This window comes from Phycicoccus ginsengisoli (assembly GCF_054779295.1).
Genome location: NZ_BAAGYN010000007.1, coordinates 24,932 through 43,559 on the forward strand (window position 1 = coordinate 24,932; position 18,628 = coordinate 43,559).

21 protein-coding genes and 1 pseudogene are annotated in these 18,628 nt (G+C 73.2%); 16 read left to right on the forward strand and 6 right to left on the reverse strand.

Annotated elements, in window-relative coordinates; translation table 11 throughout:
• Positions 1-11 precede the first annotated feature (11 nt).
• Positions 12-908: an alpha/beta fold hydrolase gene (locus ACYVDO_RS12915; protein ID WP_460936479.1), complete on the reverse strand. Its 897-nt coding sequence runs from the start codon at positions 906-908 to the stop codon at positions 12-14.
• 87 nt (positions 909-995) lie between these two features.
• On the opposite strand from ACYVDO_RS12915, the gene ACYVDO_RS12920 reads away from it, so the two are divergent.
• From ACYVDO_RS12920 to aroB, 12 genes are all read left to right on the forward strand, one after another.
• Positions 996-1,379, forward strand: a complete 384-nt coding sequence (locus tag ACYVDO_RS12920; RefSeq protein WP_460936859.1) for a DUF948 domain-containing protein — start codon at positions 996-998, stop codon at positions 1,377-1,379.
• 6 nt (positions 1,380-1,385) lie between these two features.
• The gene (locus ACYVDO_RS12925; RefSeq protein ID WP_460936481.1) at positions 1,386-1,715 is read left to right on the forward strand and encodes a DUF6167 family protein; all 330 of its coding nucleotides are present in this window, start codon (positions 1,386-1,388) and stop codon (positions 1,713-1,715) included.
• Between the two features lie 108 nt (positions 1,716-1,823).
• Entirely contained in the window at positions 1,824-4,520 is a 2,697-nt protein-coding gene (gene alaS, locus ACYVDO_RS12930; RefSeq protein WP_460936482.1) for an alanine--tRNA ligase, read from the forward strand.
• Between the two features lie 20 nt (positions 4,521-4,540).
• Positions 4,541-5,056, forward strand: a complete 516-nt coding sequence (gene ruvX / locus ACYVDO_RS12935) for a Holliday junction resolvase RuvX (RefSeq protein ID WP_460936861.1) — start codon at positions 4,541-4,543, stop codon at positions 5,054-5,056.
• Complete coding sequence (gene mltG, locus ACYVDO_RS12940; protein WP_460936484.1) at positions 5,053-6,249, forward strand: endolytic transglycosylase MltG; 1,197 nt, start codon at positions 5,053-5,055, stop codon at positions 6,247-6,249. Before ruvX ends, mltG begins: the two co-directional genes overlap by 4 nt.
• Positions 6,219-7,070: a shikimate dehydrogenase gene (locus tag ACYVDO_RS12945; protein WP_460936486.1), complete on the forward strand. Its 852-nt coding sequence runs from the start codon at positions 6,219-6,221 to the stop codon at positions 7,068-7,070. Before mltG ends, ACYVDO_RS12945 begins: the two co-directional genes overlap by 31 nt.
• A complete protein-coding gene (locus ACYVDO_RS12950) occupies positions 7,067-7,756 on the forward strand; it encodes a prepilin peptidase (protein ID WP_460936488.1) in 690 nt (229 codons plus the stop codon). Before ACYVDO_RS12945 ends, ACYVDO_RS12950 begins: the two co-directional genes overlap by 4 nt.
• A gap of 349 nt (positions 7,757-8,105) precedes the next feature.
• On the forward strand, positions 8,106-8,507 hold the full coding sequence (locus ACYVDO_RS12955; protein ID WP_460936490.1) for a PPOX class F420-dependent oxidoreductase: 402 nt from the start codon (positions 8,106-8,108) through the stop codon (positions 8,505-8,507).
• A 322-nt stretch (positions 8,508-8,829) separates the two neighbouring features.
• Positions 8,830-9,720, forward strand: coding sequence for a PAS domain-containing protein (locus tag ACYVDO_RS12960; protein WP_460936492.1), 891 nt, complete (start codon positions 8,830-8,832; stop codon positions 9,718-9,720).
• A gap of 124 nt (positions 9,721-9,844) precedes the next feature.
• Positions 9,845-11,068 carry a chorismate synthase gene (gene aroC, locus ACYVDO_RS12965; protein WP_460936494.1) on the forward strand — a complete coding sequence of 408 codons (1,224 nt, stop codon included), beginning with the start codon at positions 9,845-9,847 and terminating at the stop codon, positions 11,066-11,068.
• On the forward strand, positions 11,065-11,631 hold the full coding sequence (locus tag ACYVDO_RS12970) for a shikimate kinase (protein WP_460936496.1): 567 nt from the start codon (positions 11,065-11,067) through the stop codon (positions 11,629-11,631). Before aroC ends, ACYVDO_RS12970 begins: the two co-directional genes overlap by 4 nt.
• Positions 11,628-12,710 carry a 3-dehydroquinate synthase gene (gene aroB, locus ACYVDO_RS12975; RefSeq protein ID WP_460936498.1) on the forward strand — a complete coding sequence of 361 codons (1,083 nt, stop codon included), beginning with the start codon at positions 11,628-11,630 and terminating at the stop codon, positions 12,708-12,710. Before ACYVDO_RS12970 ends, aroB begins: the two co-directional genes overlap by 4 nt.
• A gap of 41 nt (positions 12,711-12,751) precedes the next feature.
• On the opposite strand, the gene ACYVDO_RS12980 is transcribed toward aroB, so the two are convergent.
• Positions 12,752-13,093, reverse strand: coding sequence for a hypothetical protein (locus ACYVDO_RS12980; RefSeq protein ID WP_460936874.1), 342 nt, complete (start codon positions 13,091-13,093; stop codon positions 12,752-12,754).
• On the opposite strand from ACYVDO_RS12980, the gene ACYVDO_RS12985 reads away from it, so the two are divergent.
• A complete protein-coding gene (locus tag ACYVDO_RS12985; RefSeq protein ID WP_460936876.1) occupies positions 13,092-13,262 on the forward strand; it encodes a hypothetical protein in 171 nt (56 codons plus the stop codon). The genes ACYVDO_RS12980 and ACYVDO_RS12985 overlap by 2 nt on opposite strands.
• Positions 13,263-13,408: 146 nt before the next feature.
• Here the strand turns inward: ACYVDO_RS12985 and ACYVDO_RS12990 are convergent.
• Positions 13,409-13,693, reverse strand: a pseudogene (locus tag ACYVDO_RS12990) (nuclear transport factor 2 family protein); the annotation flags it as partial.
• 7 nt (positions 13,694-13,700) lie between these two features.
• Positions 13,701-14,642, reverse strand: a complete 942-nt coding sequence (locus tag ACYVDO_RS12995) for an aldo/keto reductase (RefSeq protein ID WP_460936863.1) — start codon at positions 14,640-14,642, stop codon at positions 13,701-13,703.
• A 216-nt stretch (positions 14,643-14,858) separates the two neighbouring features.
• Here ACYVDO_RS12995 and efp point away from each other — a divergent pair, with 216 nt between their 5' ends.
• Genes efp through ACYVDO_RS13010 form a run of 3 tightly spaced genes read left to right on the forward strand, consistent with a single transcriptional unit; the run spans position 14,859 to position 16,414 of the window.
• Positions 14,859-15,419 carry an elongation factor P gene (gene efp / locus ACYVDO_RS13000; protein ID WP_460936500.1) on the forward strand — a complete coding sequence of 187 codons (561 nt, stop codon included), beginning with the start codon at positions 14,859-14,861 and terminating at the stop codon, positions 15,417-15,419.
• Position 15,420: 1 nt separating this feature from the next.
• Positions 15,421-15,834 (forward strand): transcription antitermination factor NusB, encoded by a 414-nt coding sequence (gene nusB / locus ACYVDO_RS13005; RefSeq protein WP_460936502.1) that lies wholly within the window; start codon positions 15,421-15,423, stop codon positions 15,832-15,834.
• Positions 15,835-15,844: 10 nt separating this feature from the next.
• Positions 15,845-16,414, forward strand: coding sequence for a GNAT family N-acetyltransferase (locus ACYVDO_RS13010; protein WP_460936504.1), 570 nt, complete (start codon positions 15,845-15,847; stop codon positions 16,412-16,414).
• 127 nt (positions 16,415-16,541) lie between these two features.
• On the opposite strand, the gene ACYVDO_RS13015 is transcribed toward ACYVDO_RS13010, so the two are convergent.
• Positions 16,542-17,492, reverse strand: a complete 951-nt coding sequence (locus ACYVDO_RS13015) for a cupredoxin domain-containing protein (protein WP_460936506.1) — start codon at positions 17,490-17,492, stop codon at positions 16,542-16,544.
• A 151-nt stretch (positions 17,493-17,643) separates the two neighbouring features.
• Complete coding sequence (locus ACYVDO_RS13020; protein WP_460936508.1) at positions 17,644-18,531, reverse strand: NAD(P)-dependent oxidoreductase; 888 nt, start codon at positions 18,529-18,531, stop codon at positions 17,644-17,646.
• Between the last annotated feature and the right edge of the window lie 97 nt (positions 18,532-18,628).

Sequence of the window (18,628 nt, forward strand, 5' to 3'; positions counted from 1 at the left end):
CGCCTGGCGGGTCACGCGCGGTCGAGGACCTCGCGCAGGGTCGCGGCGAAGGCCTCGGGCTGCCCCGGCATGCCGTACTCGTTGCCGGCGAAGCCGCCGTGGTGGCTCGGGAACACCACCGGGGTCACGCCGACCCGCGCGGCCACCGCCTCGGCCGCCCGCCGCGCCATCTGGGCGCCGGACTCCTCGCCGACGCCGAGGACGACCCGCGTGCCCGCCCCCGCCACCGCCTCCAGGTCCGGCCAGTGCGTGTCGGGAAACGGGCGCAGGCTGCGCCCGAGGAGGGCGTCGTCGCGCCGGCCGTCGTCCTGCGACGACAGGCCGAACGCCGCCGGCTCGGGGGCGGGCCTGCTGGTCCAGTCCTCCGGGAGGGGACCCTCGTGGGTGATGAGGGCGAGGAACTTCGCCATCGCCGGTCCGTGGCCGCCGCGGTGGTAGGTGTCGTGGATGTCCTGCCCGGCCGCGTCCAGGCTGGCGCGGTCGGGCAGCACCGGGGTGAACGGCGGCTCGTGCGCGACCAGGGTCCCGAGCAGCGCCGGGTGCGCCGCCACGAGGGCCAGCCCGATGACCGCGCCGCCGCTGCTGCCGAAGAAGTCGACCTGCCCCTCCTGCGGGCCGTCGGAGACCTCGGCGACCAGCGCCGCGAGGTCGTTTCCGTGGTCGTGCCAGGTCGGGCGGCCGGCGCCCGCCGACAGCGGGTTGCGGCCGGTGCCGCGCGGGTCGTAGGTGACGACCGTCCGGTCGGGGAAGAAGGACGCCAGGGTGCCGAAGCCGTGAGCCGCCATGGGGTGGCCGCCGAGCACCAGGGTGCGGTGGGAGGGGTGCGCGGCGGGGCGCACGTCGTAGTGCAGGGTGGCGCCGGGGACCTCGAGCGTGCGGGTCTGCGGAGCGGTGTCGGTGCTGGTCACGGGTGTCTCCTCGGTCGTGGTGGGCTCGGGGGTTCCGACCTCCGACGGGCCCGGAACTCATCGGTTAGGGTGACGGCCATGGATTCAGTGAGTCTGGGCGACATCGCGGGCATGATCGCCGCGCTGGCCTTCGCGTTCCTCGTCTTCCGCCTCGGGAGCGTGATCGGCAAGGCCGGCAAGATCCTCGACGAGACGAGGATCAGCGTCCGCTCGACCACCGAGAACGTCCAGCCGACGCTGCTCAAGCTCACCGACACCGTCAGCCTGACCAACGACCAGCTGGCGCGGGTCGACGGGATCACCACGAACGTCTCGGCGATCACCACCAACGCCAGTGCGCTGACGTCGCTGTTTGCGGCGACGCTCGGCAGCCCGGTGGTCAAGGTCGCGGCCTTCACCTACGGCGTCCGCTCCGCGTTCAACGCCAGCGGCCAGCGCAGCGCGGGCGGCCGCCGCCGCCGCAGGGGCTGATCGCCCGTGTCGCGACTGTTCTGGACCGCCCTGGGCGCCGCCGCCGGTGTGTATGCCGTGCGCCGGCTGAGCAAGGCCGCGCAGGCGTACACCCCCGCAGGGGTCGCCCACGGCCTGTCCGACTTCGGTGAGGGGCTGCGCGAGCTCGCCGCGGCCGTGCGCGAGGGGATGGACGAGCGCGAGGCGGAGCTGCGGATGGCGCTGGGCATCGACACCCACACCCTCGACACCGACGCCCTCGGCGTCGAGGGCGCGGGCCGCCCCCGGCTCGACGCCGACGCCGCGCGGGCGCTGCTCGACGACCCGACGGGTCCCGGGGCGCACCGAGCTCGGTAGGGGCGACGGCGCCCCGCGCTGCCGCCCCGCACGCCCGCCCGCACTGCCCGTACGATTCGTCATGCCCGCCTGCACACGCGCCGCATGCGCTTAAGGACTGATTCACCCATGGAAACCGCCGAGATCAGGCGCCGCTGGCTCTCCTTCTTCGAGGGCAAGGGCCACACCGTCGTCCCGTCCGCACCACTCATCTACGACGACCCCAACCTGCTGTTCGTCAACGCCGGGATGGTGCCGTTCAAGCCCTACTTCCTCGGTCAGCAGACCCCGCAGTGGGACCGCGCCACCTCGGTGCAGAAGTGCGTCCGCACCCAGGACATCGAGGAGGTCGGCAAGACCTCCCGGCACGGCACGTTCTTCCAGATGAACGGCAACTTCTCCTTCGGCGACTACTTCAAGGCCGGCGCGATCGAGTTCGCCTGGGAGCTGCTCACCACCCCGCAGGCGCAGGGCGGCTACGGCATCGAGCCCGACCGGCTGTGGGCCACCGTGTTCGAGGACGACGACGAGGCCGCCGACCTGTGGGCCGAGCTCACCGACATCCCGCGGGAGCGGATCGTGCGGCGAGGCCTGGCCGACAACTACTGGCACATGGGCGTCCCCGGCCCGGGTGGACCGTGCTCGGAGATCTACGTCGACCGCGGCCCGGAGTACGGCCCCGAGGGCGGGCCGGCCGTCGACGAGGACCGGTTCATGGAGGTCTGGAACCTCGTCTTCATGCAGTCCCGGCTGTCGCAGGTCCGCAGCAAGGTCGACTTCGACGTGTCCGGCCCGCTGCCGAAGCCGAACATCGACACCGGCATGGGGCTGGAGCGGCTCGCCTCGATCCTGCAGGGCGTCGACAACATGTACGAGATCGACGAGGTCTACCCCGTCCTCGAGCGCGCGGCCGAGCTGACCGGCAAGAAGTACGGCCAGCAGTCCGGCCACGACGCCGCGCACAGCCACCCCGACGACGTGCGCCTGCGCGTCGTCGCCGACCACGTGCGCTCGAGCCTCATGCTCATCGGCGACGGCGTCACCCCGGGCAACGAGGGCCGCGGCTACGTGCTGCGCCGGATGCTGCGCCGCGCGGTGCGCTCGATGCGCCTGCTCGGCTTCGACGAGCCGAGCCTGCCGCTGCTCCTGCCCGTCTCGATGGAGCGGATGAGCCAGTCCTACCCCGAGCTGCGCGACGGGTTCGAGCGCATCTCGCAGATCGCGTATGCCGAGGAGGACGCCTTCCGGCGCACCCTGGCGGCGGGCACGACCATCCTGGACACGGCGGTGACCCGCACCAAGCAGTCCGGCGGCTCGACCCTCCCGGGCGACCAGGCGTTCCAGCTGCACGACACCTACGGCTTCCCCATCGACCTGACCCTGGAGATGGCGGCGGAGCAGGGCCTGGAGGTCGACCGCGAGGGCTTCACCCGCCTCATGCAGGAGCAGCGCGAGCGGGCGAAGGCCGACGCCAAGGCCAAGAAGGGCGGCCACGCCAACACCGAGGTCTGGAAGGACCTGCGGGCGCTCGGCGCGACCGACTGGCGCGCGTACTCCGAGCTCACCACCGAGGGGACGGTGATCGGCCTCGTCGTCGACGGTGAGCGGGTGGAGGTGCTCGAGCCGGGCCAGCGCGGCCAGGTCGTGCTCGACCGGACCCCGTTCTACGCCGAGTCCGGCGGCCAGGTCGCCGACGCGGGTGTGATCGTCGCCGACGGCACGCACCTCAAGGTCGTCGACGTCCAGCGCCCGGTCAAGGGCCTGGTCGTGCACACCGTCGAGGTCCTCACCGGCCCGGTCCGCCAGGGCCTCGAGGTCAGCGCCGAGGTCGACCCCGAGTGGCGCGTGTCGGCGTGCCAGGCCCACTCCGGGACGCACGTCGTGCACGCGGCGCTGCGCCAGGTGCTCGGCCCGTCGGCGCTGCAGTCCGGTTCGTACAACAAGCCCGGCTACCTGCGCCTGGACTTCGCCTGGGGGCAGGCGCTCAGCGCCGAGACCCGCAGCGAGATCGAGGAGGTCGCCAACCTGGCGGTCCGCCAGGACCTGCCGGTCTCCGCCCAGTACATGACGCTGCCCGAGGCCCGCGAGTTCGGCGCCCTGGCGCTGTTCGGCGAGACCTACGACGAGGAGGTCCGCGTCATCGAGATCGGCGGTCCCTGGTCGCGTGAGCTCTGCGGTGGCACGCACGTCGGCCACTCCAGCCAGATCGGCGCCCTGTCGGTGACGGGGGAGTCCTCGGTCGGCTCCGGCGTGCGGCGGCTCGAGGCGTTCGTCGGCATGGACGCCCTGCGGTACCTCGCCAAGGAGCGTGCGCTCGTCGCCGAGCTGACCGACATCGTCAAGGTCCAGCCCGGCGAGCTGAAAGAGCGGGTCGCCCAGCTCGTGGCACGGGTCCGCGAGGCCGAGCGCGAGATCGAGCGGATGCACCGCGAGCAGGTCCAGGCCCAGACGGGCCGGCTCGTGGAGTACGCCCGCGAGGTCGACGGGGTCCGGCTGCTCACCCACGACGCCGGTGAGGGTGCCTCGGCGGACGACCTGCGCACCATGGCACTGGACCTGCGCGGCCGGCTCGGCGACGCGGCCCCCGCGGTCGTGGCGCTGACCGGTGTGGCGAAGGGACGCCCGTCGGTCGTGGTCGCGACCAACGCCGGTGCCCGCGAGCGCGGCATCCGGGCGGGAGCGCTGGTCCGGGTCGCCGCCCAGGCCCTCGGGGGCGGCGGTGGCGGCAAGGACGACCTGGCCCAGGGTGGTGGCACCGATCCGAGCCGCACCGGTGAGGCCCTCGGACAGGTCGACGCGGCCGTCCGGAACGGCTCGGCCGGGTGACCGACCCGCACGACACGACGATGCCCAACCGCCCCGGCCGGCGGGTGGGCATCGACGTCGGCAGCGTCCGCGTCGGGGTCGCCGCGAGCGACCCGTCGGCGCTGCTGGCGACGCCGATCCGGACCGTGGCGAGGGACGCCGACGGCTCGGACGGCGCGTCGAGGGACGTGGAGGAGATCGCGGAGCTGGTGGGCGAGCTGGAGGCCGTCGAGGTGGTCGTGGGCCTGCCCCGGTCACTTTCGGGCGCCGAAGGTCCCGCCGCTGCCGCCGCGCGCACGTATGCTGGGCGGCTGGCGGTCCGCATCGCCCCCGTTCCCGTCCGTCTCGTCGACGAGCGGAACACCACGGTCGAGGCCCACCGCCAGCTCCGCGCCAGCGGGGTCGCCGGCAGGGCACAGCGGGCGGTCGTCGACCAGGCCGCGGCAGTCCTCATCCTGCAGGCGGCCCTGGACGCAGAGCGCAGCTCCGGGCGCCCGCCCGGTGAGCTGGTGAGGACCGGCGGGCGCAAGCCCAGGACGAAGGACAGGCACCGATGACCGAGCCCCGGTTGGAGCACTCGATCTTCGGGGGGCACGACGAGCACCACGACGACCGGCACGACGCCCTGCACGGCGAACCGGTCGTCCGGACGCGCTCGGAGCGGCACCGGGGCCGTCGCCCGCGCCGGCGACGGGGTCGCCGGTTCGGCATCCTCGTGATCGCCCTGGCCATCGTCGCGGCGGCCGCGCTCGCGGCATACACGGCCCTTCGTCCGGTCGTGGACGGGCTCCTGGAGAGCAAGGACTACCCGGGGCCGGGGACCGGCCGCGTCCAGGTGACCATCAAGGACGGCGAGCTGCCACCGGCCATGGGCCGGGCCCTGGTCGCGGCGGACGTGGTCAAGACCACCAAGGCCTTCGCCGACGCCGCCGGCGCCAACCCGCGCATCACCAGCATCCAGCCGGGCACCTACACGTTCCGCAAGCAGATGAAGGCGTCCGACGCCCTCGCGATCCTCCTCGACTCCGCGAACCGGGCCGACGTGCCCCGGGTCACGATCCGCGAGGGCCTGTGGAAGAACGAGGTCTTCGCGGCCCTGTCCAAGGCCAGCGGTCTTCCGGTCTCGGCGTACCAGGCCGCTGCCAAGGACCCGGCTGCCCTCGGCCTGCCGGACTACGCCAAGGGCAACGTCGAGGGCTGGCTCTTCCCGTCGACGTACGAGTTCGCCAAGGACTCGACGGCCGCGCAGCAGCTCAAGCAGATGGTCGCCATGACGCTGTCGGAGCTCACGAAGGCCGGGGTGGCCGAGGGCGACCGCGAGCGGGTGATCACGGTCGCCTCGATCGTCGAGGGCGAGGTCAGCGGCGACGCCGACCGCGGCAAGGTGGCCCGGGTCATCGAGAACCGGCTCGCCTCGAAGGGCGCCCCCAACTTCGGGCTGCTGCAGATGGACTCGACGGTCCACTACGCCGTCCAGAAGCGCGGCCGCGCAGGCACGAGCAACGCCGACCGCCAGAGTCCTAGCCCGTACAACACGTACAAGGTGCAGGGGCTGCCGCCCGGGCCGATCAACAGCCCCGGTGCCGCGTCGATCGAGGCGGCGGCCAACCCCACCCCGGGGCCGTGGCTGTTCTTCGTGACCGTCGACCCCGACACCGGCGAGACCAAGTTCGCCGCCACCCAGGCCGAGCACGACCGCAACGTGAAGGAGTTCCAGTCGTGGTGCCGGCAGCACAGCGACCGGTGCTGAACGCTGCCGTTCTCGGGCAGCCGGTGGCCCACTCCCTGTCGCCGGCCCTGCACACGGCCGGCTACCGCGCGCTCGGGTTGACCGCCTGGCGCTACACCGCGCACGAGGTGGCCGCCGACGCGTTCGCCAGCTGGGTGGGGGAGCGCGACGCGTCCTGGCGTGGTCTCAGCCTGACCATGCCGCTCAAGGAGGTGGCGTTCGACGTCGCCGCCACGGCCACCGAGACGGCCCGCGTCACCGGCGCCGTGAACACCCTGGTGCGGCGGGACGACCTCGGCTGGGACGCGCACAACACCGACGTCCACGGGATCGGGGCCGCCTTGGGTGAGGTGCCGCACGACCGCTCGGCGACCGTGCTCGGCGGGGGAGCGACCGCGCGCAGCGCGCTGCTCGCGCTCGCCGGGCTGGGCGTGCGGTCGGTGCGCCTGGCCGTCCGCGGCGAGGCCCGTCCCGAGACGCTGCGCGTGGCCGTGCACGCCGGCGTGGCGCTCGAGGTCGTGCCACTGGCGCAGTGGGCGCGTGACCCGGGCCGGCTCGTGGTGAGCACCCTGCCGCCATCGGGTGCGGCCGCCGCAGCGGCCGTCGAGCTGTCGGCGACCGGGGCGGGGCAGGCCACGCTGCGTGGCGTGACGGTCCTCGACGTCGTGTACGCCGACTGGCCCACGCCGCTGGCCCGGGTCGCCCTGGCGTCCGGCGCCACCGTGCTCTCGGGGCTCGAGATGCTCGTCCACCAGGCGGCCGAGCAGTTCCGCCTGTTCACGGGCCAGGTGCCGCCGGTCGACGCGATGCTGGCCGCCGGGCGACAGGCCCTGGCCCGGTGACCGCCTGGGCACCGCATGCCGGCACGGCGTGGTGGCTCGTCGTCGTGTTCTCGCTGGCGGGTGCGGCGGTCGGGGCCCTGACGGGCCGGCAGCTGGCCACGGGCGGGTACCGCATCGAGTCCGACGGGGCCGGTGCGCTGCCGCGCCACCCGTGGTGGCCGGCGCTCGCGCTCGGGCTGCTGTGGGGTTGGCTCTCGTGGCAGGTCGGTGGCACGGCCGCCTGGGCCGCCCTGCCCACCTACCTCGCCTTCGCCTGGCTCGCCGTCGCCCTCGTGTGGATCGACGCCGACGTGCACCGGCTGCCCGACGGGCTGGTGCTCCCGGCCTACCCCGTCCTGCTCGTCCTCGTCGCGGTGGCCAGCGCCGGGATGGGTCAGTGGCAGCCGCTCGTGCGGGCGCTCGCGTGCATGGCGGGCCTGTACGCCCTGTACTTCGTGCTGGCCCTGGTCTCGCCCGGCTCGCTCGGGTTCGGGGACGTGAAGCTGTCCGGACTGATCGGGCTGGTGCTCGGGTGGCTGGGTCTCGGGGCGGTGGTCATGGGGACCCTGGCCGGGTTCCTCGTCGGCGGCCTCGTCGCGCTGGTCATGCTGGTCGGCCGCCGGGTCGGGCTGCGCTCTCACATCGCCTTCGGGCCGGCGATGGTGGTCGGCGCCCTCGTCGGCGTCGCTGCCCGCTACTCCCTCTGAGCCAGGCACTCGCGACCTCCGGACGTCCGCGAATGGCAGCCGAGGAGCGGACGCCCGCCCCAGGTGGACCGGGCGACCCTTCTGGTCGTGGCTGATGAACTGCCGCTCGACATCGCTGACGAGATCCCCGCGTGGCCGACCACGATGGCCAACCACGACGGCCCACCACGACGGCCAGGTTCTGGCGGCGCGACGGGGAGCCCTTCGATCCGGCGACTGCGCTTCCAGACGTACGGCGCACCCTGCCTTCGGCAGGGAGACGCCCAGTGCGTGCGGGTGGGGCACTGAGACGGGCACGACCTCGCACGCGCGGCGGGCGGGTCGGAGCTCCCCAGGGTAGCGTCGCGTCGTGCCCACCCACACCACCCTCGACCACCTCGCCGACACGAAGTTCGTCTCGCTGACGACCTTCCGCAAGAACGGCGTCGCAGTCCCCACCCCCGTCTGGATCGGGCGCGACGGCGATGCCCTCGTCGTGACGACACCGGTTGGCAGCGGCAAGGTCAAGCGGCTGCGGAACAACGGCACCGTCGAGCTACGACCGTGCAGCCGTCGCGGTGCCGTCGGGGACGACGCGCCCGCATTCACCGCCGTCGCCGAGATCGTCGAGGGCGACGCTGCCATGCGCCGACTCGACGAAGTGCTGAAACCGAAGTACCCCCTCGAGTACCGCCTCGTCATGAGCCTCGAGCGGCTCCTTCGACGAGGGACCCCTCAGCGGGTCATGCTGCGCATCAGTCCGGTCGACTGACCGGGCCTGAGGTCCGACGCCGAACGAAAAGTCGTTTTGGCGTGGTGAACCGTACCGGTCATGCTTCCAGCATGAGCGACTACCTCGAGAGCGAGCGCCTGGTGCTGCGCCAGTTCACTGCCCAGGACGCGGACCTGCTCATCGAGCTGGACAGCGACCCCGCAGTGATGCGGCTCCTCACGGGTGGCGAGCCGTCGATGTCGGCCGACGTCGTCCACACGCCCGGCTCACACGGCCCTCCGCGGTCCCCTTCCGTGCCTCGAGCTCAGTCCGGGGCTTTCGACCCCGTGACCCGGCGGAGTGTCGGGTGCACGCTGAGTCCATGGGTACCGAGGCACTTCCGCTTCCTCCGTCTGCCGAGGAGCTGCTGGACGCGCTGGGACATGCCGTGATCGCGACGGACATGGAGGGAACGGTCCTGGCCTGGAACGGCGCTGCCGAGCAGCTGTACGGCTGGGCCGCCGCGGAGGCCTTGGGGCGTGACATCACGGAGGTGACGGTGCCGGAACTCTCCCGGCAGGCGGCGGCCGAGATCATGCGCGCCCTGCGGGAAGGCCGTTCGTGGTCCGGCGGATTCCCGGTCCGAAACCGCAGCGGCGAGGTCCTGCACGCCCTGGTCACCGACAGCGGGGTGTACCGCGACGGGCGACTGGTCGGCATCGTCGGCGTGTCCCTCAACCTCGGCGACGCCGTGCGGCGCCTGATGGAGCGCTCCAGCGACGCCGCGGTCCTGGTCGACGAGCACCGTGTCGTCAGCTACGCGAGCCCGGCGGTCGCCAAACTCTTCGGCTGGCGGGTCGACGAGGTCATCGGCGCGCCCCTGACGGACCGCATCCACCCCGAGGACCTCCAGGAGTTCGAGGAGCTCCTGGCCTCCGACCCCGCGCAGGCCGAGCGGGTGGGTGAGCTCCGGGTGCGCACCGGCGGCGGCTGGACCTGGGTGGAGGTGGCCGTGACCGACCTCTACGCCCAGCCCGGGCCGCGGGGCCAGGTGTGCAACATCAGGCGCAGCGAGCGGCTCGCCCGCCTCGAGGAGCGCGAGCGCATCCTGGAGACCGTCCACTCCGAGGTGCTGCAGGACCTGTTCGCAGCCGCACTCGAGCTCGACCGCGCGCTGGCGCACGCGACACCCGCGAGCGCGGCTCGGATCCATGGCGCTCGCGACACGGTGTCGCGAGCCATGCGGACCCTTCGGGAGGTCGTCAAGCCCTAGGCAGCCCGACACTTTGGTCGTGGACTGGGGGACCGAGCGCGCCGTGCCGCGTGGGCCGGGGCACAGGTGTCCAGGGTGAGGGCGCCCGCGCCGGGCGTTTCCGCGCCCGTGGGAGGATCGGGACATGCTCCGCTGGTTGACTGCAGGTGAGTCCCACGGCCCCGCCCTGCTCGCGACGATGGAGGGCCTGCCGGCCGGCGTGCAGGTGACCACCAAGGACGTCGCAGCCGCGCTGGCGCGTCGTCGCCTCGGCTTCGGCCGGGGTGCCCGGATGAAGTTCGAGCAGGACGAGGTGGAGTTCCTCGGTGGGGTGCGCCACGGCGTGACGATGGGCTCGCCCGTCGCCATCCGGGTCGGCAACACTGAGTGGCCCAAGTGGCAGACCGTCATGGCGGCCGACCCGGTCTCGGACGAGGCGTACGCCGCCGCCGACGACGTCAACGCCGAGAAGGAGGTCGCGCGCAACCGGCCGCTGACCCGCCCGCGCCCCGGCCACGCCGACCTCGTCGGCATGCAGAAGTACGGCTTCGACGACGCCCGGCCGGTGCTGGAGCGCGCGTCGGCGCGCGAGACCGCCGCCCGGGTCGCCCTGGGCGAGGTCGCTGCCCGGTTCCTCGAGCAGGCGTACGGCATCCGGCTCGTCTCGCACACGGTGGCCATCGGCACCGCAGGCGTGGCCGACGACGCGCCGCTGCCCACCCCGGACCAGGTCGAGGAGGTCGACGCAGACCCGGTGCGCACCCTCGACAGCGCCGGCAGCGCGGCCATGGTCGCCGAGGTCGAGGCCGCGAAGAAGGACGGCGACACCCTCGGCGGCGTCGTCGAGGTCGTGGCGTACGGGCTGCCGCCGGGCCTGGGCTCGCACGTGCACTGGGACCGCCGGCTCGACGCGCGTCTGGCCGCTGCCCTCATGGGCATCCAGGCGATCAAGGGCGTCGAGGTCGGTGACGGCTTCCGCACCGCCGCCCGGCGCGGGTCAGCCGCCCACGACGAGATGGAGCGGGACGCCGACGGGACGATCCGGCGCCGCACCGGCCGCGCGGGCGGCACCGAGGGCGGCATGTCCACCGGTGACGTGCTGCGCGTCCGCGCGGCGATGAAGCCGATCTCGACCGTGCCGCGGGCCCTCGACACCGTCGACACGACCGGCGCCGAGGCGGCCAAGGCGATCCACCAGCGCTCCGACGTCTGCGCCGTCCCCGCGGCCGGCGTGGTGGCCGAGGCCATGGTCGCCCTGGTTCTCGCCGAGGCCTGCCTGGAGAAGTTCGGTGGCGACTCGGTGACCGAGACGGCACGCAACCACGCGGCATACCTCGCCTCGATCCCGGAGGCCATGCGCACGTGGTGAACGCACCCAGGCGCCCGCGGGTGGTCGTCATCGGACCGCCCGGGGCCGGCAAGAGCACCATCGGCAAGCGCCTCGCCCGGGCCCTCGACGTACCGTGGCACGACACCGACACCGCCATCGAGGAGCGTGCCGGGCAGTCGATCCCGGACGTCTTCGTCGACCACGGCGAGGCGCACTTCCGCGAGCTCGAGCGGGCTGAGGTGACGCGTGCGCTCGCCGAGTGCGACGGCGTCGTCTCCCTCGGCGGAGGGGCGCCCATGGACCCGGCGACGCAGGAGCTGCTGGCCGGACACGTCGTGGTCTTCCTCGACGTCGCGATCGCCGACGCCGCGCGCCGGATCGGTTTCGACGGCGGGAACCGGCCGCTGCTCATGGTCAACCCGCGCGCGTCCTGGACGAAGATGATGAACGAGCGGCGCCCGGTCTACCAGCGGCTCGCGACCCACCGGGTCGACACCGCCGGCCGCAAGCCCGCCGCCATCGTCGAGGAGATCCTCGCGCTGCTGGGGGAGAGCGCAGCGGACGGCACCACGCACACCCACCCGCAGGACGGAGAACGGTGAGCACGCAGGAGACGACCCGGATCAGCGTGGGTGGCGAGTACGACGTGCTCGTCGGCACCGGGCTGCTCGACGAGCTGCCGGGAATGCTGGGGGAGTCGGTGCAGCGCGTGCTCGTCGTGCACCCCCGGGCGCTCGCGGCGACCGGTGAGGGTGTGCGCGACGCCCTGTCCGGCCACGGCTACGAGGCGTATGCCGCGGAGGTGCCCGACGCCGAGGAGGCCAAGACCGCGCAGGTGGCCGCCTTCCTCTGGGGTGTCCTCGGGCAGGCGGGCTTCACGCGCTCGGACGCCGTCGTGGCGGTCGGTGGGGGAGCGACGACCGACCTCGCCGGCTTCGTGGCGGCGACCTGGCTGCGCGGCGTGAAGGTCGTGCACGTGCCGACCACGCTGCTGGGGATGGTCGACGCGGCCGTCGGTGGCAAGACCGGGATCAACACGCCTGAGGGCAAGAACCTCGTCGGCGCGTTCCACCCGCCGGCCGGGGTGCTGTGCGACCTCGCGACCCTCGAGACGCTGCCGCGGCACGACTTCGTCGCCGGGCTGGCCGAGGTCGTCAAGTGCGGGTTCATCGCCGACCCGGTGATCCTCGACCTCGTCGAGGCGGACCCCGAGGGCGTGTCGACCCCGAGCGGGCCGCACGTGCGCGAGCTGGTCGAGCGGGCGATCCGGGTCAAGGCCGACGTCGTCGGGCAGGACCTCACCGAGCAGGGGCTGCGCGAGATCCTCAACTACGGGCACACGTTCGGGCACGCGGTCGAGCAGGTCGAGCGGTACGCCTTCCGGCACGGTGCCGCCGTGTCCATCGGCATGGTCTACGTCGCCGAGCTGGCGCGGTTGGCCGGCCGCCTCGACGACGCGGTCGTCGACCGGCACCGGGAGATCCTGACCTCGCTCGGGCTGCCGACGACCTACCGCGGGGACCGGTGGCCCCAGCTCCTCGACGCGATGAAGCGGGACAAGAAGTCGCGAGGGTCGCTGCTGCGGTTCGTGGTGCTCACCGACATCGCCAGGCCGACCCGGCTCGAGGGGCCGGACCCGGCCCTGCTGCAGGCGGCGTACGCCGAGGTCTCCCGCGACTGACCGTGGACCCGGCCGCTCCGAGCGGGGCGCCGGCCGGCCCCTCAGCGCGGCGCGAACGCGATCGTGACGACGCCGACGACGATGATCAGCGCGCCCGTTGCCAGACCCCAGGGGACGTAGCGGCGGATCCACTCGGCCGCGGTGACGTCCCGCCGGCGGATGCGCCCGTACCGGCCGATCTCGAAGACCCGGTCAGGCTGGCGTCGGGCGACTCGCGCCATCCACGCGCCCACCGCGGTGTAGAGCACCAGCGTGGCAACGCCGAGCACGACGAAGAGCAGGGCCTCACGGTAGGCGCCACCCGCCGTGCGCCCGTTTCCGCCCCTGCGACGGGGGTGGAGCGGTACCGTGGACCGAACGGCGCGTCTCCAGGGGGTGGCCATGGGTGTTTTCCTGTATGCCGTGTTCGGGCTGGGCGTCGCCGCCTTCGCCGCCGTCATCGGGTACGGGATCGTGCGTCGCCTGCGTGGGCGACGCAACGACGCCTGGCAGGACGACGAGGTGCACGTGCACCCGGGGGCCGGCTGGGGCAACGGCGGCTCCTGGACGTAGGCGGACCGAACCGGCGCAGCTGCCCCCACCACTGGTGACCGGCGTGGGCCGCCGCTGCGCGTCAGCTGGGGCGGGCGGAGTCCGGCGGTGTCTGTGCCACGTCGGTCCACACCTCCGTCATCTGCGCGATGAGCCCCGTCCCGCTCGCTGATGAAGGTGGCCACCTCGAAGTGGGTCAGCCCGCCACCGGCGTGGGCGGTGACGTGGCACCGGCCCACCGCCCTGGTGCCCGACGCCACGACGTCCTCCAGGACAAGGTGGTCGAAGCCCGGGTACTCGGCGTTCAGCCGGACCCAGCCGTCGCGGTCGAAGCCCTCGCCCGTGTGGACGTAGCGGCAGACGAAGTCGTCGTGGAGGAGGGCGGGCAGCGCCTGCCAGTCATGCGCGTCGATGACCTCGCACAGATGGGTCAGGAGATCGCGCGCGTCCACGGGTCGGTCAGAGCTGGTCGAGCTCGGCGAGGTCGGCGGCGGTCGGGTCCCACGCGACGGCCTGGGCGTTGCGGACCACCTGCTCGGGACGCGTCCCGCCGGCGATGACGGAGGCCACGGCCGGCTGGGCGGCCAGGCCGCCGAGGGCGACGTCGAGCAGCTCGAGGTCGCGCTCGGCCGCGAAGCGCTCGAGCGCCTCGATCCGGTCCCAGTCGGCGTCGGCGAGCCAGCCGGCGCGGTCGGACTCGAGCGCAGCCCGCGACCCTGGAGGTGCGTCCTCCCCGCGGCGGTACTTGCCGGTGAGCAGCCCGTGCGCGAGGGGGAAGAAGGGCAGGACGCCCAGACCGAACCGCTCGCACGCCGGGGCGACCTCCGTCTCGACCTCACGGTCGAGCAGGTTGTACTCGTTCTGCACGGACACGAACGACGCCAGCCCGGCGGTCTGCGCGGTCCAGGCGGCATCGGCCACCTGCCAGCCGTCGAAGTTCGAGCACCCGACGTAGAGCACCTTGCCCTCGCGGACCAGGTCGGTCAGCGCCTCGAGGGTCTCCTCCAGCGGCGTCACCGGGTCGGGCCGGTGCAGCTGGTAGAGGTCGATGTGGTCCGTCTGCAGCCGTCGCAGGCTGGCCTCGACCGCCCGGCGGACGTACCGCCGCGACCCGCGCACCCCGAAGTCCTCGCCGTTGGCGCCCTGCATGTCCATCCCGAACTTGGTCGCCAGCACGAACTCGTCGCGCTGCCCCTGCAGGGCCTCTCCGAGCATCGACTCGCTCTGGCCGGGGCGGCCGCCATAGATGTCCGCGGTGTCGAGGAACGTCAGCCCGACGTCCCGCGACGCCCGCAGCAGCGCCGCGACCCCGTCCTGGTCGACCCGCCGGCCGAACGCGTTGCAGCCCAGGCCGAGGCTGCTCACCACGAGCCCGCTGTCGCCGAGGGGCCGGTAGGTCATCGAGGTGTCGGTTGTCTGGGCGCGGTCGCCGGTACTCGTCACCCGCCCACCCTAGGCAGGACGGCGATTCGGGGCAGGACGGCCCGGCGGCTAGACTGTCGGCCGAATCCCACCCCGAACTTCCGGGACTGCCGCGCGCGCCGCGCCCGTGCGGCATACCGAGACCGGCGGCGGCGCCCACCGGCCCGCGCCCACCGACGAGAAAGCGACTTCCCCGTGGCATCGACCAACGACCTCAAGAATGGCATGGTGCTGAACATCGAGGGCCAGCTCTGGGCCGTCGTGGAGTTCCAGCACGTCAAGCCCGGCAAGGGCCCGGCGTTCGTGCGCACCAAGCTCAAGAACGTCCTGTCGGGCAAGGTCGTCGACAAGACCTTCAACGCGGGCGTCAAGGTCGAGACCGCCAACGTGGACCGTCGCGACATGCAGTACCTGTACAAGGACGGCAGCGACTACGTCTTCATGGACGGCGACACCTACGACCAGATCCACATCCCCGAGGCGACCGTCGGCGACGCCGCGAACTACCTGCTGGAGAACCAGACCGCCCAGGTCGCGACCCACGACGGCACCGTGCTCTACGTCGAGCTGCCGGCCTCGGTCGTCCTCGAGATCACCTACACCGAGCCGGGCCTGCAGGGCGACCGCTCGACCGGCGGCACCAAGCCGGCGACCCTCGAGACCGGCGCGACGATCAACGTCCCGCTGTTCCTCGAGCAGGGCACCAAGGTCAAGGTCGACACCCGCGACGGCTCGTACCTCGGCCGCGTGAGCTGAGGTGGCTGCTCGCTCCAAGGCGCGCAAGCGCGCCGTCGACATCCTCTTCGAGGCCGAGCAGCGCGGGCTCAACGCCCGCGACCTGCTGGCCGAGCGGCTCGCGAAGCCGGTCACCGAGGCGCCGCTGAACCAGTACACCGCCGACCTGGTCGAGGGTGTCGTCGCGCACTGGACCGACATCAACGAGCTGCTCACGACGTACTCGCAGGGCTGGTCGCTGGAGCGCATGCCCAGCGTCGACCGCGCGATCCTGCGCCTCGGCGCGTTCGAGGTGCTCTACGGCGACGACGTCCCCGTCGGTGTGGCGATCTCCGAGGCCGTCGAGCTTGCGACCAGCCTGTCGACCGACGACAGCCCGAAGTTCGTCAACGGCCTGCTCGGCCGGCTGGCCGAGGTCAAGCCCACCCTCGCCTGAGCCACCTGCCGTGACGGGGGACGCCGGGGCCGCAGGCGGCGCGAGCCGGTATGCCGTGCGGCCGGCGACCGCCGCCGACCTGCCGTACCTGGCGGGGGTCGAGGCCGCCGCGGACCGGGTGTTCGACGCGGTCGTGGACACGAGCCTGTGGGGCACGCCGCCCAGCGGCGAGGCCCGCGCGGCCGAGCCGGGTTCCCTGCTCGTCGCGAGTGACCCGGTCGTCGCGGGTGACGAGGTCGTCGGCTTCGCCCATGTGCTTCTGCTCGATGGGAGCGGCGACGGCCCGGCAGGGGTGCACGCGCACCTCGAGCAGCTCGCTGTCCGCCCGGACCACGCCCGCCGGGGGATCGGCACCGCGCTGGTGGAGGCGGCGTGCGCGCAGGTCGCGGCCAGGGGGTTCGACCGCATCACGCTGCGCACCTTCGCCGACATCGCGTGGAACGGGCCCTTCTACGCGCGGCTCGGGTTCACGGAGGTGGTGCCCGACCCCGCGTGGATGGCGCCGATGCTCCAGGCCGAGGCTCGGATCGGCCTCCCGCAGGCCGGCCGGCGTGTGGCCATGGTGCGCCACCTGGGGTGAGCGCCGACCGGCCGGGACGAGGGGCGCGGGGACTGCGACGTGGACGGACGACCAGCTGGTGGGCGGCAGCGGCGCGTCGAGCGCGACACGCCGCCACACCCCATGAGCTGGTCGTCCGCCGGTCGGCTCAGGGCTCGACGAGGACGTCCCCGACCATGCCCATGCCGTCGTGGATGGCGCAGATGTAGTGGAAGGTGCCCGTCGCCGTGAAGGTCACGGAGAACGGGACGCCCGGCGTGAGCAGCCCGCTGTTCAGGTCGCCGCCGGCAAAGTGCGCCGGGTCCCCGGAGGGGCCGAACAGGGCCGGGATGGGCGGCTCCTGCCCGAAGGTGACGGTGTGCGGTGCCTCACCGGTGGTGCTGAACGAGACAGTGTCACCAACGTGCACGACGACGTGGTCACGCACGAACCGCATCACGGAGAACCCGTCACCGTCGATTCCGACCTCCACCGAGTGGCCGGTGGTCGCGTGCGCCTGCCTCGACGCCCGCCAGGCGTCGCGCCCCGCAGCCAGGTCCGCCTGCGCCTGTGCGTTCCCCACCCGGTCGTAGTCCTGCTGCGTGTACGGGTAGGGCGTGCCCGCTGCCCGCACGTGGACCGTCCCCGACATCATCGCTCCGTGCACGAGGCAGTAGTACGTGAAGCTCCCGGTGGTCGGGAAGGTCAGCTGGTAGCTGGTGGCCGGGTTGGTGAACGTGAAGATCGGCTGCGTGGCCATGATCCCCGAGTTCGTGTATGCCGTGCCGTCCTCCGTCGTGCCGCCCTGCTGGGTGACCTGCGTCGGGTCGAACGGGACGAACGGGGGTAGCGAGGTCCCCGGCGCCAGGAAGGTGACCGTGTGCGGCTCTGCGCTGCCGGACGTCCAGTGCACCGTGTCTCCGGCGTCGACCCAGACCTCCTTGGGCAGGAAGGCCATCGCGCTGACGGCCATGTCGGGCGACTCGGCGCCCACCCGGACGTGCCAGGTGACCGGGCTGGTCTGCGCCGAGGCCGAGGGGGCCAGGGCGACGGGGATGGCGAGGGCAGTGGTTCCGGCGACGGCGAGGGCAAGGCGTCGCAGCAGTCCGTTCCTGTGCATGCTGGTGCTCCTGGAGGTGAACGGGGCCACGGGGTGCGACCCCCTGGCGGATCGCTCGTGACCCTTCACCGCGGGCAGTCCACGTCACACGGTCCTCGTGCACCGGTGGCGCGTCATCATGCCGAAGGACTACGCGCCACGGCGCGGCCGCTCACTCCGGCCGCTCCCCCCGACGCGTGCGGAACGCCTCGGCCACCGCCGCCATGTCGTCCCCTCCGTGTCCCTGGGCGGAGGCACGGGCGTAGGCCGCGGCGAGCGCCTCCAGCACGCCGGTGTCCACGCCGGCCGCGGACGCCGCCTCCACCATGAGCCCGACGTCCTTGGACACGTTGTCGACGGCGAACGCGGGGGCGTACGCGCGCTCGAGGACGAGGCCGCCCTTGAGCTGCGCGTACGGCGTGTCGGTCGGCCCGCCGCCGATGGCCTCGAGGAACAACCTGGGGTCCACGCCCAGGCCCTCGGCGAGGGCCAGGGCCTGGCCGACGCCGGCGTTGATCGTCGCCACCCAGGAGTTGACCGCCAGCTTGAGCCGGCTCGCCGCACCGGGCTCGTCCCCGACCCACATGGTCCGCGAGCCGACGGCGTCGAGCACCGGCTGGACACGCTCGGCGAGCGAGCGGTCACCGGAGACCAGGAGGACGAGGGCGCCCTTCTCCGCCGGGTCCCTCGTACCCAGCACGGGCGCGTCGAGGAACGCGATCCCCCGCTGCATGGCGAGGGACGAGAGGGCCTCGGTGCCAGCGACGCCGACGGTGGACGCCTGCACCCAGACGGTGTCCGCGCCGAACGCGTCGGCGCACTGCTCGAGCGTGGACCGCACGGCCTCGTGGTCGTACAGCATGGTGACCACGACGTCGGCCCCGGTGACCGCCTCGGCGGCGGAGGCGTACACGGTCGCCCCGGCGTCGGTGAGCGGCTCCGCCTTGTCGCGGCTGCGGTTCCACACGCGGACGGGGAGGTCGGCGCGGCGCAGGCTGCGGGCCATCCCTGCGCCCATGATGCCGGTGCCCAGCACCGCGACGGTGGGGGTGCTCGTCATCGTCTCTCCTGTCGGTGTCGCGGCGTGCCACGGTCGGCCGCCGTCGGTGGGGTGGCGGTGCCCGGGGGGCCTGCCACCCCTCGGTCCTACCGGGTGG